Below are 16,244 nucleotides of genomic sequence, written 5' to 3' on the forward strand. Positions count from 1 at the left end.
CGGCGCAGGACGAATGCGCGAGCGTTCGTTCGCGATTCACGCGCGGCAGGTCGCGATGAGCTCCGCGCTGGTCGCTTCGTCGAACGGTGCGCCGTGCCAGTCGCCGCACCATTCGACGCCGGAGAATCCGGCATCGAGCACGCGCGCATGCAGGTCGCGTTGCGCGATGTAGCGCAGCCGGCTCGCGCTTTTCAGCAGCGTGCCGTCACGATGGAACCGGTAGTGCGTGTCGAACGACACGATTGCCCCGTCGATCTCGTACCCCGCGTGATGAAGCTCGACGATCCCGCTTTCGGGCGAATCCACGCGGCGCGCCGACTGCTGCGGCGTCCATGTGCGCCACGCTTCGACGCGCGGGTTGCGGGTTTCGAACAGGAAGTGGCCGCCGGGCGCGAGCACGCGGCGCACGCCGTGCAGCGTCGCGTCGATGTCGTCGTCGGTCAGCAGGCACTGGAACGCATGCCCGGTCATCACGACCGCGTCGAACGGTTCACCGGGCGGCAGGCCGCGCAGCTCGCACGCGAGCCAGCGCACCGCGTCCGCGCCCGGCTGGCGGCGCGCGTGGTCGATCATCGCCGGTGCAGGATCGATCGCGACGACGTCGTGGCCGGCCGCCGCGAGCCGGCGCGCGAACGTGCCCGTGCCGCAGCCGAGATCGAGGATGCGTCGCCGCGCGCGGCCGATGCGCGACGCGTAGAACGCGAAGTCGTGGTCGCCCGCGTTGAACAGGTCGTAGAGCGCGACGAGGCGCGCGTCCGTGTACAGCGTCTCGTCGGCGGGCGCGACGGCGGTGCTGCCCGTCATCGCTGCTGCACCGCGACGCGCAGCCCGAGCGCGATGAAGATCGAGCCGATGATCTTGCCCTGCCAGCGCGTGAGCCACGTCAGCCGCTTCACGACGCGACCGAGCGGGCGGATCGCGCAGGCGATCAGCGTCGTGTAGAGCGAGCTGAGCACGACGAAGATCAGCCCGAGCACCGCGAACTGCACGAAGGTCGAACCGCGCTCCGGATGCACGAACTGCGGCATGAACGCGAGGAAGAACAGCGCGGTCTTCGGATTCAGCACTTCGGCCGGAATCGCCTGCAGATAGGCCTTCAGCGGCGTGACGGGCGACACTTTCGGCAACGACGGATCGGACGGCTTGTCCAGCAATGCGCGCACGCCGAGATAGATCAGGTACGCGGCGCCGACCCACTTCACGACGTTGAACGCGAGCGCGGACGTCATCAGCAGCGCGGACAGCCCGACCGCCGCGAACAGCGTATGCACGAAGTCGCCGCTCGCGACGCCGAGGCCGGTCAGGATGCCGGTCTTGCGCCCGCCCTGCACGGTGCGGCTCAATACGAGCAGGACGGCGGGGCCGGGAATCAGGAACAGGCCCAGCACGACGGCGGTGAAGGTGGTCAGCGTGGTCAGGTCGAACATGGCGGCTCCGGAAGGGGGGCGCAGCGGCGGCGGTCTGCCGCATTGTATGCGCTTCGATATGCGCCTGCCGAAGCGGCCGGCCGCGTTGCCGCCTTTCTGGTATAAGCACGGAGAAACGGCGCGCTGCGGCGGCCGGCGTTCTCCATCTGACCGTCCCATGCAAAACCTTCCACGCGACGCCGGCACCGACCCGGCGGCGAACCTAGTCCATTCTCCGATGCCGCGCCCGCTCGTGCTGTTCGGCGGCTCGGTCGTCGAGCCCGAATGGCGGCTGGAGCGGCACAGTCATCGGCACGCGCAGCTGCTCTACACGCTGAGCGGCGTGATCTATTGCGAGATCGACGGCGGCGTATGGAGCGCGCCGCCGCAATGCACGGTGTGGATTCCGGGCGACGTCCCGCACGCGGCGCGCGGCTCGGCCGGCGCGACGTTCTACGCGGTGCTGGTCGAGCCGGACGCCGCGCTCGCGCTGCCGACGCGCTGCTGCACGCTCGGCGTATCGCCGCTGCTGCGCGAACTGCTGCTGAAGGCGGCGAGCTTTCCGAATCTGTACGACGTCGACGGGCCGCAGGGGCGCCTGATGGCGACGCTGCTCGACGAGCTGGTCGCGGCGCCGGTCGAGGATCTGTACCTGCCGATGCCGGTCGATCGCCGGCTGCGCAAGCTGATCGATCATCTGCTCGACGAGCCGGCCGACAGGTCGCCGCTCGCCGAACTCGCGCGGCGCGCCGGCATCAGCGAGCGCAGCCTCACGCGGCTTGCCGCGAAGGAGCTCGGGATGAGTCTCGGCGACTGGCGCCGGCGGCTGCACGTCGCGCTGTCGCTGCAGATGCTGACGACCGGTCGTCGCGTGCATCAGGTCGCGATCGACCTCGGCTACGAAAGCGCGAGCAGCTTCGTGACGATGTTCCGCAAGGCGACGGGCAAGCCGCCGACCCAGTACCTGACCGACCGGCAGCGCTGAAACGCCGGGCTGCGCACCCCGCGCGTGGTTGGCTGGATTGAAAAAGCAGTTGGCCGGGATGAGAAATGACGCATGAGGTCTCGTTCCATAAAATGAGAATCGTTCTCATCTGGAGGCCGACATGCAAATCGTCACGACTGAATTTCCGTTTGTCTGGCTGCGTTACAGCGGCTCGACCCACACCGATCCCGCCCGCCTGATTGCCGAGCTCGACGCGTTGCTGGCGCGCCGCGAACGCTTCGTTCTTCTGACCGACGATGCGCCGTCCGGCGACGATCGCGCCGACAACGATCACGAGATGCGCAAGCAGCTCGCGAAGTGGAGCAAAGCCAACCGCGCGCTGTCGCGCGAATGGATTCCCGGGATGATCGCGATCGAGCCCGATGCGGCGCGGCGCGTGGCGCTCAATGCCTTTTCGGGCGCCTTCGAGAAGGTCTGGGGTTATCCGCTGAATGCGGCGGCGAGCCGTGACGACGCGCTGGCGCTCGCGCAACGGCTGCTCGCCGAACCGGCGCGCAGCGTCGCGGCGGCGAACGCCTGACCCGACGGCCGCGCCGCTCGCGCGGCTTGCGTCGACATCGACACGCACGCACGGTGCGCGAACGCGCGCCGCGGCACAGTGCAACCATGCAGAGGTGTCCGGTGGACAATCCGATCCGCGCGATGCGCATCTTCACGCGCATCGTCGAAATGAACAGCTTTACCCGCGCGGCGCAGGCGCTCGGCATTTCGCGCGCCACCGCCACGCGCACCGTGCAGGAGCTCGAAGCGGCGCTCGGCATGCCGCTGCTGGTGCGCACGACGCGCGCGTTGCGGCCGACGCCCGAAGGCGACGCGTATTACCGGCGCTGCGTCAGCATCACGGCGGACGTCGACGAGCTCGAAGCGAGCATCCGGGGCGCCGCGCTGCATCCGAGCGGGCCGCTGCGCGTCGAATTGCCGGCGTCGGTGGCGGGCGCGATCGTGTTGCCGGCGCTCGGCGAGTTTCATGCCCGGCATCCCGATCTGGAGCTGATGCTCGCCGTGGCCGGGCGCGCGGGCGATCGTATCGGCGACGCGATCGACTGCAGCGTCCGGCTCGGTGCACTGCCCGATTCGTCGCTCGTCGCGCGCCGGCTCGGCGCACTCGAGCGCGTGACGTGCGCGAGCCCCGCGTATCTCGACCGCTTCGGCGTGCCGCGCACCCCCGACGATCTGGACGCGCATCGTGCGGTGTGCGGGTCGCGCGTGTTCGGCCAGCGTCCGGCGGAGCTCGAATTCGTGGTGGACGACGCGGTGCGCAAGGTGCGGCTCGACGGCATCGTCAGCGTGGACGACGAGCAGGCGTACCTCGCCTGCGGCGTGCACGGCCTCGGGCTGATCCAGCCGACGCGCGTCGCCGCGCAGCCGCTGATCCAGGCCGGCCGGTTGCGCGAGGTGCTGCCGCGTTGGCAACCCGATGCGCTCGCGGTGTCGGCCGTCTATGTGAAGCGCCGGCATGTGTCGCCCGGCGTGCGCGCGTTCGTCGACTGGATCGCCGAGCGTTTCGTGCAGGCCGTGAACGAACACACAGGGCTGGCGGGGGCAGTGGGATGGCGGCCGGCCGCGAATGCACGCGTGGCGCATGAGCCGGAACACGGCACGGCCGCGGCCGACGGCGCGCGTGCGGCGTTCGCCACGGCTGCCGACGCACGCGACCGGGCTGCACTGGCCGCAGTCAGCTGAGCCTGGCCCGCGCGTTCGCGCGCGGCGGCGGAGTCTCGCAGCCGGCGGCGAGCTACGTGCTTTTCAAGCGTCCGAGCTCGTCCGCCAGAAAATCGACGAACGCGCGAATCCGCGTGGACATCTGGTGACGCTGCGCATACACCGCATAGATATCGGCGCTCGGCGTTTGATGATCGGGCAGCACGACGACCAGCCGCCCGTCGGCGAGATAGTCGCGCAGATCCCATTCCGCGCGCATCAGAATCCCGTGCCCGTCGAGCGCCCACTTCACCGCGATCTCGCCGTCGTTCGTCGTCAGGTTGCCGTTGATCCGCACGGCTTCCGTGTGACGGGCCGCGCCGCGCCCGCTCGTCAGGCGCCACACGCCGTAACCCTCGTCGCCTTGCCGGATGCCGATGCAGTTGTGCCGCGTCAGGTCGTGCGGCGTGCCGGGCGTGCCGTGCCGCGCGAGATACGCGGGTGCCGCGCACAGCAGCCGGCGGTTCGGCGCGAGCCGCCGCGCGACGATGCGCGTGTCGGGCGGTTCACCGAAGCGGATGCACACGTCGAACGCGTCGTCGGTGAGCGGCGGCGGCATCACCGACAACTGCAACTGCACCGACACCTCCGGATAGCGTGCGACGAAGCGCGAGATCGCCGGGCCGACGTGGCTGCGCCCGAACCCGAGCGTCGCATTCACGCGCAGCAGGCCTTTCGGCCGCTGTTTCGCGCTGCCGAGCAGTTCGCCGAGTTCGTCCATCTGGTCGAGGATCCGGCGCGCGTATTCCAGGTACACGTCGCCTTCGGGCGTCAGCATCATCCGCCGCGTCGTGCGATTGACGAGCGTCACGCCCGCGCGCCGCTCCATCTGCGTGAGCCGCTTGCTGACGGCCGCCGCGGTCAGCCCGAGTTCGCGTGCGGCCGCGCTCAGGCTGCCCGACGCGGCCAGCGTCGAGAAGAAACCGAGATCGGCCGGCTGGACGGTATCCGCCATGACGGGATTCATGAATTCAAGTTAAAGATGCTTTGAGTATAGCCCCGGTTTCTGCAATACCGGTTCGGTAAAGTGCGTTCACGCTCACGATCAATCGAGGATGTCCGCATGAAGACCTACCGTATCGCAACGATTCCCGGCGACGGCATCGGCAAGGAAGTGGTGCCGGCCGGCAAACAGGTGCTGGAAGCGCTGGCCCGCGGCAGCGACCGCTTCGCGTTCGAGTTCGAGGATTTCGACTGGGGCGCCGACTACTACCGCCAGCACGGCGCGATGATGCCGGCCGACGGTCTCGACGCGCTGCGCGGCAAGGATGCGATCCTGTTCGGCTCCGCGGGCGATCCGGACGTACCCGACCACGTGACGCTGTGGGGGCTGCGCCTGAAGATCTGCCAGGGCTTCGACCAGTACGCGAACGTGCGCCCGACGCGCATCCTGCCGGGCATCGATGCGCCGCTGAAGCGCTGCGGGCCGGGCGACCTGAACTGGGTGATCGTCCGCGAGAACTCGGAAGGCGAATACGCGGGCGTCGGCGGTCGTGTGCACCAGGGCCATCCGATCGAGGCCGCGACCGACGTGTCGATCCTCACGCGCGCCGGCGTCGAACGCATCATGCGGTTCGCATTCCGGCTCGCGCAGTCGCGGCCGCGCAAGCTGCTGACGGTGATCACCAAGAGCAACGCACAGCGGCACGCGATGGTGATGTGGGACGAGATCGCGAAGCAGATCGCGCAGGAATTTCCCGACGTGACGTGGGACAAGGAACTCGTCGATGCGGCGACCGCGCGCATGGTCAACCGCCCGGCGTCGCTCGACACGATCGTCGCGACCAACCTGCACGCGGACATTCTCAGCGATCTCGCCGCCGCGCTCGCGGGCAGCCTCGGCATCGCGCCGACCGGCAACATCGATCCCGAGCGCCGCTATCCGTCGATGTTCGAGCCGATCCACGGCTCCGCGTTCGACATCATGGGCAGGGGGCTCGCGAATCCGGTCGGCACGTTCTGGTCGGTCGTGATGCTGCTCGAGCATCTCGGCGAGACGGACGCAGCCGCGCGCGTGATGCGGGCGATCGAGGCCGTGACGGCCGACCCGTCGCTGCATACGCGCGACCTCGGCGGGAGCGCGACGACCGTGCAGGTGACGGCGGCCGTCTGCGAGCGCGTCGCGCACGCGGCGGTCGCGGCCTGACGGCGGCGCGGGCGGCCGCGCATGTGCGCCGCCAGCCGCGCGCCGCCCGTTCGCTTCATTCACGCATTTTTTCTGCCCGCGACTCGCGCATCCGACGCGAGCCGGGCGCCGGCCGGCGCCGATGGTCCTCCGACCGACGGCGCACGGCCCGACCTCGAAGGAGGAGACACATGCAAGCGGATCTGGAAACCCGCGTCGCACGGAAACTGATGTGGCGCATCATTCCGTTCGTGATGCTGCTTTACTTCGTCAGCTTTCTCGATCGCGTCAACGTCGGCTTCGCCGCGATGACGATGAACAACGCGATCGGCCTGTCGCCGACCGCGTTCGGGTTCGGCGGCGGCCTGTTCTTCGTCGGCTACTTCCTGTTCGAAGTGCCGTCCAACCTGATTCTCCACCGCGTCGGCGCGCGCATCTGGATCGCGCGCGTGATGATCACGTGGGGGATCGTGTCGGCCGTGTCCGCGTTCGCGGCCGGGCCGACCAGCTTCTACGTGCTGCGCTTCCTGCTCGGCATGGCCGAAGCCGGTTTCTTCCCCGGCATCATCCTGTACCTGAGCCTGTGGTTCCCCGTGAAGCAGCGCGCGGTGGCCGCCGCGTGGTTCATGGCGGCCGCGCCGATCTCGACCGCGCTCGGCTCGCCGCTGTCGGGCGCGATCATGCAGATGCCGCCGATGTTCGGCCTGGCCGACTGGCAGCTGCTGTACATCGTCGAAGCGCTGCCGGCGGTGGTGCTCGGCTTCGTCGTGCTGAAGTGCCTGACCGATGCGCCGTCGCAGGCTGCGTGGCTGCGCGCCGACGAGCGCGACTGGTTGATCGCGAAGCTGAAAGCGGAGGCGGACGCGCGCCACACGCACGCGGGGCATACGGCCGGCGCGTGGCAGGCGCTGCGCGACCCGCGCGTGCTGGCGCTCGCGCTGATCTACTTCGGCACGTCGGCGGGGCTGTACACGCTCGGCCTGTGGGCGCCGCTGATGGTCAAGCAGTTCGGCTTCACCGCATGGCAGACGGGCTTGCTGACCGGCATTCCGAGCATCGCCGCCGTGGTCGCGATGATCGTGTGGGCGCGGCATTCGGATCGCACCGGCGAGCGCACGTGGCACGTCGTGATTCCGTGCGTGCTCGCGTGCATCGGCTTCGTGTTCGCGGGGCAGGCGAGCACCGCGCTGCTGACCGTGCTCGCGCTGGTCGTCGTCAACATCGGGATCAGTGCCGCGAAGGCGCCGCTGTGGGCGATGCCGAGCGCGTTCCTGTCGGGCGCCGGCGCGGCGGCGGGCATCGCGATGATCAACTCGATCGGCAATCTCGGCGGATTCGTCGGGCCGTTCGCGATCGGCTGGCTGAAGCACGCGACGGGCGGGTATGCGGCCGGGCTCTACGTGGTGGCCGGCACGCTCGCGGTGTCGGCGGTCGTTACGCTGATGCTGAGCCGCAAGGGGGCGCGGGAAGCGGCCGTGCCGGGCGTGCGGCATCACTCGTAAGCGCGGCGATGTGTGCGGTGCATGGGAGCCGGACGGGTGCGTGGCGTACCCGTCCGGTTCCCGTGCATGGCGGCGCGCGATCGGCCGGGCGGGAACGTCAGCGTCAGCGCAGGTTCACGCGCGGGACGGAAGGCTTGCCGCCGCAGCCGCTATGAGGCTGCTACGAGGCCGATCGTCGTCTTGCCGCTGTTGATCGGGCCGTTCAGGTGGATGACGGTAACGGTGGTCATGCGTCGAGGCGGGAGTCGGACGACTCGCAGCTTGCCATGACTGGCGCGGCGGTGCAGTGCGGTTGACGCGTCACGCGGCGGGATGCGAATACGGCGGGGCAGCGGACAGGCGGGGAGAGGGGAAGCGGCAGGCTGCGTGCGCAACGATGCGCGGCACGGGCAGCCTGCCCGACCGTGCCGCATGCAAACGATGCGGCACGGCGTCGAACGAAGCGACTTACTTGTCGCCGTCGCCCTTGATTTGCGGCAGCGCCGACGCTTCGCCCGGCGTCAGCAGCCCGACTTGCGAATACACGCGCAGCTTGTCGCGCGTGTCGGTGATGTCGAGGTTGCGCATCGTCAGCTGGCCGATCCGGTCGCGCGGCGAGAACGTCGAAGCGACCTTCTCCATCGACAGGCGTTCCGGCTGGTACGTGAGGTTCGGCGACTTCGTGCTCAGGATCGAGTAGTCGTTGCCGCGGCGCAGTTCGATCTTCACTTCGCCGGTGATCGCACGCGCGACCCAGCGTTGCGCCGTTTCGCGCAGCATGATCGCCTGCGGGTCGAACCAGCGGCCCTGGTACAGCAGCCGGCCGAGGCGGCGGCCGTTCTCGCGGTACTGCTCGATCGTGTCTTCGTTGTGGATGCCGGTGACGAGACGCTCGTAGGCGATATACAGCAGCGCGAGGCCCGGGGCTTCATAGATGCCGCGGCTCTTTGCCTCGATGATGCGGTTCTCGATCTGGTCGCTCATGCCGAGGCCGTGACGGCCGCCGATGCGGTTCGCCTCGAGCAGCAGCTCGACCGGGTCCTTGAACTCGACGCCGTTCAGCGCGACCGGCTGGCCGGCTTCGAAGCGCACCGTCACTTCTTCCGCAGCGATCTTCACGTCGTCGCGCCAGAACGCGACACCCATGATCGGGTTCACGATCTTGATGCCGCTTTCGAGGCTTTCCAGGTCCTTCGCCTCGTGCGTCGCGCCGAGCAGGTTCGAGTCGGTCGAATACGCCTTCTCGGCCGACATCTTGTACGCGAAGCCGGCCTGGTTCATGAACTCGGACATTTCCGCGCGGCCGCCGAGCTCGTCGATGAACGTCTGGTCGAGCCACGGCTTGTAGATCTTCAGGTCCGGGTTCACGAGCAGGCCGTAGCGGTAGAAGCGCTCGATGTCGTTGCCCTTGTACGTGCTGCCGTCGCCCCAGATGTTAACGCCGTCTTCCTTCATCGCGGCGACGAGCATCGTGCCCGTCACGGCGCGGCCGATCGGCGTCGTGTTGAAGTACGTGACGCCGGCCGTCGTGATGTGGAACGCGCCGCTTTGCAGCGCCGCGATGCCTTCGGCCACCAGCTGCGCGCGGCAGTCGATCAGGCGGGCGCCGGCTGCGCCGTATTCGAGCGCACGTTTCGGGATCGCGTCGTAATCGTCTTCGTCGGGCTGGCCGAGGTTCGCCGTGTATGCGTACGGGACGGCGCCCTTCAGTTTCATCCAGTGCAGCGCGGCGCTGGTGTCCAGGCCGCCGGAGAAGGCGATACCGACTTTCTGGCCGGTCGGGAGGCTTTCGAGAATCGTGCTCATAGGAATTGCCGTGGATTGAAGTCCGGTGGGATCGTATTTCGCGGAATATGCGAGTATCGGCTGTCCGGGAAGTTGGGGCAAGGGCTGATTTTAGCCCGAATGGCGGCTCCGGCCCGTCGCGGCGGGCCTGGCGGCCGGTTCGCGACGCGTCGGGCGCGACGGTCGCCGCGGCGCGAAACGCTGAAAAACGCTGAAAGCGCGGCTGGAAAGCGGGGCGCGATCCGGTATTTGCGCCGTTTCGTATGAAATTTGAAAGGTTGCGAGCCGCGTGCCGCGCGCCGGCGTCAGATATTCCAGGCGCGCGCGGTATCCAGCAGTTTCTCGCGCAACTGATCGACCTCGCCGGCCAGTTTCAGCATGATCGACACGTACCCGGACAACTGCGGCGGCGCGTCGCCCGACAGGCCGCCGGCGCGGCGGCGCGGCGCGAGCCGGCTCGGCGTGCCGAACTTGAGCGCGCGGCTCGCGCCGACGAGCGTGTCGCGGATCTGCCGGTTCACGCCCTTCAGGCCGACGCGCAGGTATTCGCGGGCCGCAACATCGTCGCGGGCCGGCAGCACGCTCGACAGGATTTCGAGCGTGCTGATGCACAGGCGCAGGCTGCGCTGGATCGCTTCCAGCTGCGCCATCGAGATCCCGCATTCCTTCGACACGGACGGCATCAGCGAACGCAGCTGGACCAGCAGCGCACTGAGCGCGGCCATCTCCTTCAGGTGCGCGTCGTCGCTCACGTGGCGGTCGCCGGCGAGTCGCACGTGCACGGCCGCGCACGCGCGCAGCAGGTCGGCGAGCTTGTAGCGCCACGAATAGGTCGCGTACAGCGGCAGCGCGAACGAGAACGCCAGCGCGATCGCGATGCCGGTCAGCACGTTCACCGCGCGCCACAGGCCGTCGACGATCTCGTTGTCGCCGTGCCCGGCGACGATCACCATCGTGATCGCCGACAGCAGCGCGATATAGCCGGCCTTGCCGATCGCGTGATACGCGCAGAAGCCGCACGCGATCGCCATCAGCCCGTAGACCGCGAGCGGCGCGTGCACGGCCGAATGCAGCAGGATCAGCAGCAGCCCCGCGAGTGCGCCGATCGACGTGCCGAGCGCGCGCTCGGCCGCCTTCTTGCGGATGTTGCCGTGATGCTGCAGCCCGCCGACGACGATCAGCACGGTGATCGTCGACCATTCGCCGTGCGGCACGCGCAGCCCCGTCGACAGCCCGATCGATACGAGAATCGCGAGCGCGACGCGCGCCGCATGGATCAGCTTCGCGTGGCGGTAGCGGCGGTACGGATCGAGCAGCGGACGAAGCGCGCCGCGGATCAAGGGCGGCAGCCGGGCAGGGAACTGGGCGGTCATGGCGGAGCGGAGTGGGCGGGAACGCGCGCCGCGGCGCGGGCGCCGGCCGGCGCCGCATCGCCGTGCGAGCAGACGTAACGCTAGCCGAACGCGCGCGGGCTGTCCACGGCGGGAGCGGGCGGCAGCGCGTCGCGCCGAGGCGATGCGGCGGCGAGACGCCGCGTCAGGCGTCGGCCGCGCTCCGCTCGGCGTCGGCCACGCGGTTGCGGCCGCCGGACTTCGCGCGATACAGCGCGTCGTCGGCGAGCCGCAGCAGCGTCGCGGGCGGGATGCGTCCGTCGTCGGCGGTCGCCGTGCCGATGCTCGCCGTCACGCGTCCGTGCGGGCTCTTCGCATGCTCGATGTCGAGCGCCGCGATCGCGCGCCGGATTGCTTCGGCGACGGTCGCCGCGCCGCGCGCGTCGGTGTCCGGCAGCGTGACGACGAATTCCTCGCCGCCGTAGCGCGCGATCTGGTCGCTGTCGCGGCGCAGGCAGCGCGATGCGCATTGCGCGACCCGGCGCAGCACGTCGTCGCCGGCGAGATGGCCGTAATAGTCGTTGAACGCCTTGAAGTGATCGACGTCGACGAACAGCACCGACAGCGGCCGGCCGCCGCGAGCCGCACGCCGCGCCTCGTTGGCGAGCACCGTGTCGAAGGTGCCGCGGTTGTCGAGGCCGGTCAGCGCATCGGTGTGCGCGAGCCGGTACAGCTTCGATTCGGCGCGCTGCCGCCGCTGCAGCTCGCGCGACAGCAGCAGCGAGCCCCACGCGATGAAGCCGGTAAACAGGCTCATCAGCACGACGATCGAGATCGTGCGATGGCGCCACGACGCATAGACGTCGACCTCGGCGGGCGCGACGTCGACGATCAGCGGCAATCCGGCAAGCTGGCGGTACACGTAGATGCGCCGCACGCCGTCGATTGCGCCGGTGCCGGTCAGCACGCCGTCGCGGCTGCGGCGCGATTCGATGAACAGCGGCGAATCGTGCAGGTCGAGGCCGACCACGCGCGCGTCGTACGGCAGGCGGCTCACCAGCGTGCCGTTTTCCTCGACGATCGCCGCGGTGCCGTGCGGGCCGACCGCGAGGCCGTCGAGCAGCGCGCGGAAGTAGTCGATGCTGAGCGTGCCGACCACGATGCCGCCGAAGGTGCCGTCCGGACGGTCGATGCGGCGGCTGAGCGCGATCGTCAGCGCACCGCCGCGCAGCCGCGATGCATACGGCCGGCTGATATACAGGCCCTGTACGCGCCGGTCGCGATGCGCAGTGAAATAGTCGCGGTCGGCGTAATTGCCGTGTCGCGCGGGCGATGCGCCCGAATCGACGACGATATTGCCGTGCGGATCCATGACGAAAATCGAGCCGAGATAGGCGCCGGTGGCGGCACGGTCGAACAGCAGCCGATGACGCTGGCGCGGCGGCAATGCCATCAGTTCGGGATCGGCCATGCCGTCGACGACGTTTTGCAGCGACAAATCGTAGAGCTCGATATTCCGCGCGATATCGCGTTCGATCAGCAGCATCAGGTTGCGCGCATTTTCGACCGCGTGTTCATACGCGTCGCGGCGTGCGTCGATCAGCAGCGACGCGGAAAGTCCCCAACTGAACAGCAGCAGGACGATGCCCGCCGCGAGCACGCCGCGGGGCGACAGGATGCGGGCCACGACGGATGCCGTATGGCGACGCAGTGCGGCGAGCAATGGGTGTGACTTCATCCTCGGTAGGCGGGCGGCGGAATATTCGCGCAGTCGGCGGTTCCGCATGCTGATTATTTCGAATTGCCGCGCATTATCTCGCGAAAACCCGGCAATTCGACGACGCGCGACAAAATGCGCGCCGCTGAATGCCGTGCGATACGGTTACGCCTTATTACCGATTGCCGCAATGAACGGGACGGATCCGAATTGAATCGATTACCGGGTGCGCGCCATTTTGTCTGAATATTAAGATGCTTGCCGACGGACATTTCCATTAATCCCGTGTTTGCCGGTTTTCGACAGGGCGACTGATACATGACGCGCGATTCGCCGATTCGGACGCGTCCAAGCCGTTGATTCTGCAAAGCCTGCACGCGATTGCCCGCGCCGGCGCGTGAGCTGTCCCTCCGACGAATCAGGTAGAATCCGCGCTTCGCCGCAGGCGCCCGGCGCGCAGCGCGCATCGGGGCCACATCAAATGCATCGCAGGCGGCGCAGCGCGCCCGGTTCCGGATGCGCGCCGGCCCCGGCTGCCAGCGGCCCGCTCAACGTTCGTCTCGTTTATGTCCGCACTCCCGAATTCCGACCAAGCCGGTTCGTCCGCGAACCCACCCAAGCTTCATCGCGCGCTGAAGGCGCGCCACCTGACGATGATCGCGATCGGCGGCTCGATCGGCACGGGCCTGTTCGTCGCGTCCGGCGCGTCGATCTCGCAGGCCGGCCCCGGCGGCGCGATGGTCGCGTACATGCTGATCGGCCTGATGGTGTACTTCCTGATGACGAGCCTCGGCGAAATGGCCGCGTTCATGCCGGTGTCGGGTTCGTTCGCGACCTACGGCGCGAAATACGTCGACGAAGGCTTCGGCTTCGCGCTCGGCTGGAACTACTGGTACAACTGGGCGGTGACGATCGCGGTCGAGCTGGTCGCCGCGCAGCTCGTGATGCATTACTGGTTTCCGGACGTGCCGGGCATCTGGTGGAGCGCGGCGTTCCTCGGCGTGATGTTCCTGCTCAACGCGCTCACCGTGCGCGGCTTCGGCGAGGCCGAATACTGGTTCGCGCTGATCAAGGTCGTCACGGTGGTCGCCTTCATCGGCGTCGGCCTGCTGATGATCTTCGGCATTCTGAAGGGCGCGCCGGGCAACGGCTGGGGCAACCTGACGATCGGCGACGCGCCGTTCGCGGGCGGCCTGCCGGCGCTGATGGGCGTCGCGATGATCGCGGGCTTCTCGTTCCAGGGCACCGAGCTGATCGGCGTCGCGGCCGGCGAATCGGAAAACCCGCGCACGACGATTCCGCGCGCGGTGCGCCAGGTGTTCTGGCGGATCCTGCTGTTCTACGTGCTCGCGATCTTCGTGATCGGCGTGCTGATTCCGTATACCGACCCGAACCTGCTGAAGACCGACGTGACCGACATCGGCGTGAGCCCGTTTACGCTGGTGTTCCGTCATGCGGGCCTCGCGTTCGCGGCCGGCGTGATGAACGCGGTGATCCTGACCGCGGTGCTGTCGGCCGGCAACTCGGGCATGTATGCGTCGACACGGATGCTGTACAACCTCGCGACCGAGGGCCGCGCGCCGAAGCTGTTCGCGAAGCTGTCGCCGGGCGGCGTGCCGCGCAACGCGCTGTATGCGACGACCGCGGTCGGCGCGCTGTGCTTCTTCACGTCGCTGTACGGCGACAAGACCGTCTATCTGTGGCTGCTGAACACGTCGGGGATGACGGGCTTCATCGCGTGGCTCGGCATCGCGGTCAGCCACTACCGGTTCCGCAAGGGCTACGTGAAGCAGGGCTATGCGGTCGACCAGCTGCCGTACCAGTCGAAGTGGTTCCCGTTCGGGCCGCTGTTCGCGTTCGTGCTGTGTCTCGTGATCGCGCTCGGGCAGGACTATCAGGCGTTCCTCGCGAACCGGATCGACTGGGCGGGCGTCGTCGCGACGTACGTCGGCATTCCGCTGTTCCTGGTCGTGTGGCTCGGCTACCGGCTCGCGAACAAGAGCCGCTTCGTGCGCTACGAAGAGATGGAGATCGCGCCGTGGGTGGCCGAGAACCGGCGCGGCCAGCGCGGCGTGCAGGCGAATCCCGCGACCGAGCGGGAAACGGCAGCCTGAAGCGGGCGGGGCAGGCGCGACACGACGGCGCGCCATCGATATCGGGACGGGAAGCATCGCGCTTCCCGTTTTTTTTGGTCGGCTTTTGTCTGTACGGGGTCAAAGCCGGTTATATTGCCCGACCCTGCCGGGCCGCAACCCGGCCGGCGCGACCAGCGCGGCGCGGATCGGCATCCGCTGCGTGCGGCGCGCGCGGCCGGCGATCTCCGGCGTTTTCATCGTTCCGCGCGGGCCGGGCAGGCCCGCCGGAGCGCGCAACCGAGAGGAATCCATGAGCGCATCACCCGCCGAGCGGAAGACCGAACCCGTTTCCATCGTGCGAATCGAGGCCGCGATCAATGCGTGGCGCGAAGTGTACCCGCCGGCGCCGGACGGCGAGGACGGCTACGCGCTCGATGCCGGCAGCAATTGCCTCGCCGAGCTGTACGGCACGATGATCTGCTATCGCCTGCCCGACGTGCCGCTCGATACGCTGAGCGACGCGCAACGCGACGCGCTGTACGCGACCGAGGTGTAGCGCGCGCTCGCGCGGGCGCAGGCCGGCGGCGCGAGTTGCGCCGCGAACGGGGAGCCCGCGGGCTCCCCGTTTTGCTTTTGGGCGCGGGTGCAAGCAGCGGCGCGCTTGACGCGGCGCGCATCGCCGGGCCACCATCGTCGGCATTCGATGCGGCCGCCGGCGTGCGGCCGCTTTCACGCAGACGACCGACACATGACCGATATCGTGACCGAGGAGACCTTCATCGAGACGCCGCAGGGGCGTCTGTTCGCAAAACGCTGGTGCGGCGGCGCGGGACGGGGCGCGGTGGATCCGTCGAGGCTCGAGCCGGCCGCACCTGAGCCGGCCGCGCCTAAGCCGGCCGCGCCTGAGCCGGCCGCGCCCATCCTGCTCCTTCACGATTCGCTCGGCTGCGTCGAGCTATGGCGCGACTTCCCCGAACGGCTCGCGAATGCCACGCAACGCGACGTGATCGCCTACGATCGTCTCGGCTTCGGCCGCTCGGACCGCCATCCCGGGCGACTCGGCCTGCGCTTCGTGCGCGACGAGGCCGACCACGCGTTTCGCGCGCTGCTCGAGCGGTTCGGCATCGACGCGTTCGTCGTGCTCGGGCACAGCGTCGGCGGCGGCATGGCGACGGGATGCGCGGCCGCCTATCCGGACCGCTGCCGCGCACTCGTGACGATCGCCGCGCAGGCGTTCGTCGAGGACTGCACGCTGAGCGGCATTCGCGACGCGGCGCGCCAGTTCGACGCGCCGGGCCAGCTCGAGCGGCTCGCGCGCTATCACGGCGACAAGGCCGAGTGGGTGCTGCACGCGTGGGTCGATACGTGGCTGTCGGCGCCGTTTCGCGACTGGAGCCTCGACGACGACCTGCCGCGCGTGCGCTGCGCGACGCTCGCGATTCACGGCGCGCACGACGAATACGGCTCGGACGTGCATCCGAAGCGGATCGCCGCGCGCGTCGCGGGACCGTCGTCGTTCCTGATGCTCGACGCGTGCGGACACCTGCCGCATCGCGAGCGCACCGACGACGTGCTGGCCGCCGTCGCGGCGCTGCTGCGCGACGCGCGCGCGTAGCC

The 16,244-nt window shown here is 68.8% G+C and carries 14 protein-coding genes; 8 read left to right on the forward strand and 6 right to left on the reverse strand.

Annotated features, from left to right (window positions below; translation table 11 throughout):
• Window positions 1-36: 36 nt before the first annotated feature.
• Both BST28156_RS04210 and BST28156_RS04215 read right to left on the reverse strand, forming a co-directional pair.
• Window positions 37-804 (reverse strand): class I SAM-dependent methyltransferase, encoded by a 768-nt coding sequence (locus BST28156_RS04210; protein WP_174901583.1) that lies wholly within the window; start codon window positions 802-804, stop codon window positions 37-39.
• Window positions 801-1,427: a LysE family translocator gene (locus BST28156_RS04215; RefSeq protein WP_060245703.1), complete on the reverse strand. Its 627-nt coding sequence runs from the start codon at window positions 1,425-1,427 to the stop codon at window positions 801-803. Before BST28156_RS04215 ends, BST28156_RS04210 begins: the two co-directional genes overlap by 4 nt.
• Window positions 1,428-1,584: 157 nt before the next feature.
• On the opposite strand from BST28156_RS04215, the gene BST28156_RS04220 reads away from it, so the two are divergent.
• The 3 genes from BST28156_RS04220 (at window position 1,585) to BST28156_RS04230 (ending at window position 4,095) form a co-directional block, all read left to right on the forward strand.
• Entirely contained in the window at window positions 1,585-2,391 is an 807-nt protein-coding gene (locus BST28156_RS04220) for an AraC family transcriptional regulator (RefSeq protein WP_174901584.1), read from the forward strand.
• Window positions 2,392-2,512: 121 nt separating this feature from the next.
• The gene (locus BST28156_RS04225; RefSeq protein WP_060245705.1) at window positions 2,513-2,932 is read left to right on the forward strand and encodes a hypothetical protein; all 420 of its coding nucleotides are present in this window, start codon (window positions 2,513-2,515) and stop codon (window positions 2,930-2,932) included.
• Window positions 2,933-3,033: 101 nt separating this feature from the next.
• On the forward strand, window positions 3,034-4,095 hold the full coding sequence (locus BST28156_RS04230) for a LysR family transcriptional regulator (RefSeq protein WP_254596344.1): 1,062 nt from the start codon (window positions 3,034-3,036) through the stop codon (window positions 4,093-4,095).
• A 52-nt stretch (window positions 4,096-4,147) separates the two neighbouring features.
• Here the strand turns inward: BST28156_RS04230 and BST28156_RS04235 are convergent, their stop codons facing one another.
• On the reverse strand, window positions 4,148-5,068 hold the full coding sequence (locus tag BST28156_RS04235) for a LysR family transcriptional regulator (RefSeq protein ID WP_174901586.1): 921 nt from the start codon (window positions 5,066-5,068) through the stop codon (window positions 4,148-4,150).
• Between the two features lie 108 nt (window positions 5,069-5,176).
• Here BST28156_RS04235 and BST28156_RS04240 point away from each other — a divergent pair, with 108 nt between their 5' ends.
• Together BST28156_RS04240 and BST28156_RS04245 are read left to right on the forward strand one after the other, a co-directional pair.
• Window positions 5,177-6,259, forward strand: a complete 1,083-nt coding sequence (locus tag BST28156_RS04240) for a tartrate dehydrogenase (RefSeq protein WP_174901587.1) — start codon at window positions 5,177-5,179, stop codon at window positions 6,257-6,259.
• A 170-nt stretch (window positions 6,260-6,429) separates the two neighbouring features.
• Window positions 6,430-7,740 (forward strand): MFS transporter, encoded by a 1,311-nt coding sequence (locus BST28156_RS04245; RefSeq protein ID WP_060245708.1) that lies wholly within the window; start codon window positions 6,430-6,432, stop codon window positions 7,738-7,740.
• A 447-nt stretch (window positions 7,741-8,187) separates the two neighbouring features.
• Here the strand turns inward: BST28156_RS04245 and argG are convergent, their stop codons facing one another.
• The 3 genes from argG to BST28156_RS04260 all read right to left on the reverse strand — a co-directional run bounded on the left by argG (window position 8,188) and on the right by BST28156_RS04260 (window position 12,573).
• Window positions 8,188-9,525, reverse strand: a complete 1,338-nt coding sequence (gene argG / locus BST28156_RS04250) for an argininosuccinate synthase (protein WP_060245709.1) — start codon at window positions 9,523-9,525, stop codon at window positions 8,188-8,190.
• A gap of 284 nt (window positions 9,526-9,809) precedes the next feature.
• A complete protein-coding gene (locus BST28156_RS04255) occupies window positions 9,810-10,877 on the reverse strand; it encodes an FUSC family protein (RefSeq protein ID WP_174901588.1) in 1,068 nt (355 codons plus the stop codon).
• Window positions 10,878-11,040: 163 nt separating this feature from the next.
• Window positions 11,041-12,573 carry a sensor domain-containing diguanylate cyclase gene (locus tag BST28156_RS04260; RefSeq protein ID WP_174901589.1) on the reverse strand — a complete coding sequence of 511 codons (1,533 nt, stop codon included), beginning with the start codon at window positions 12,571-12,573 and terminating at the stop codon, window positions 11,041-11,043.
• A 545-nt stretch (window positions 12,574-13,118) separates the two neighbouring features.
• On the opposite strand from BST28156_RS04260, the gene BST28156_RS04265 reads away from it, so the two are divergent.
• The 3 genes from BST28156_RS04265 to BST28156_RS04275 all read left to right on the forward strand — a co-directional run bounded on the left by BST28156_RS04265 (window position 13,119) and on the right by BST28156_RS04275 (window position 16,242).
• On the forward strand, window positions 13,119-14,666 hold the full coding sequence (locus BST28156_RS04265; RefSeq protein WP_060245712.1) for an amino acid permease: 1,548 nt from the start codon (window positions 13,119-13,121) through the stop codon (window positions 14,664-14,666).
• Between the two features lie 271 nt (window positions 14,667-14,937).
• The gene (locus BST28156_RS04270) at window positions 14,938-15,183 is read left to right on the forward strand and encodes a DUF3717 domain-containing protein (protein WP_009688424.1); all 246 of its coding nucleotides are present in this window, start codon (window positions 14,938-14,940) and stop codon (window positions 15,181-15,183) included.
• 192 nt (window positions 15,184-15,375) lie between these two features.
• On the forward strand, window positions 15,376-16,242 hold the full coding sequence (locus BST28156_RS04275) for an alpha/beta fold hydrolase (protein ID WP_174901590.1): 867 nt from the start codon (window positions 15,376-15,378) through the stop codon (window positions 16,240-16,242).
• The last annotated feature ends 2 nt before the right edge of the window (window positions 16,243-16,244 follow it).

Source organism: Burkholderia pseudomultivorans, from assembly GCF_902499075.1.
Lineage (GTDB): Bacteria > Pseudomonadota > Gammaproteobacteria > Burkholderiales > Burkholderiaceae > Burkholderia > Burkholderia pseudomultivorans.

Bases quoted from the DNA above. Each gene is read 5' to 3' on its own strand.
- BST28156_RS04215 (WP_060245703.1), bottom strand. From the start codon at position 1,427: ATGTTCGACCTGACCACGCTGACCACCTTCACCGCCGTCGTGCTGGGC.
- BST28156_RS04270 (WP_009688424.1), top strand. From the start codon at position 14,938: ATGAGCGCATCACCCGCCGAGCGGAAGACCGAACCCGTTTCCATCGTG.
- BST28156_RS04255 (WP_174901588.1), bottom strand. From the start codon at position 10,877: ATGACCGCCCAGTTCCCTGCCCGGCTGCCGCCCTTGATCCGCGGCGCG.
- BST28156_RS04210 (WP_174901583.1), bottom strand. From the start codon at position 804: ATGACGGGCAGCACCGCCGTCGCGCCCGCCGACGAGACGCTGTACACG.
- argG (WP_060245709.1), bottom strand. From the start codon at position 9,525: ATGAGCACGATTCTCGAAAGCCTCCCGACCGGCCAGAAAGTCGGTATC.
- BST28156_RS04240 (WP_174901587.1), top strand. From the start codon at position 5,177: ATGAAGACCTACCGTATCGCAACGATTCCCGGCGACGGCATCGGCAAG.
- BST28156_RS04275 (WP_174901590.1), top strand. From the start codon at position 15,376: ATGACCGATATCGTGACCGAGGAGACCTTCATCGAGACGCCGCAGGGG.
- BST28156_RS04260 (WP_174901589.1), bottom strand. From the start codon at position 12,573: ATGAAGTCACACCCATTGCTCGCCGCACTGCGTCGCCATACGGCATCC.
- BST28156_RS04265 (WP_060245712.1), top strand. From the start codon at position 13,119: ATGTCCGCACTCCCGAATTCCGACCAAGCCGGTTCGTCCGCGAACCCA.
- BST28156_RS04235 (WP_174901586.1), bottom strand. From the start codon at position 5,068: ATGGCGGATACCGTCCAGCCGGCCGATCTCGGTTTCTTCTCGACGCTG.
- BST28156_RS04245 (WP_060245708.1), top strand. From the start codon at position 6,430: ATGCAAGCGGATCTGGAAACCCGCGTCGCACGGAAACTGATGTGGCGC.
- BST28156_RS04225 (WP_060245705.1), top strand. From the start codon at position 2,513: ATGCAAATCGTCACGACTGAATTTCCGTTTGTCTGGCTGCGTTACAGC.
- BST28156_RS04220 (WP_174901584.1), top strand. From the start codon at position 1,585: ATGCAAAACCTTCCACGCGACGCCGGCACCGACCCGGCGGCGAACCTA.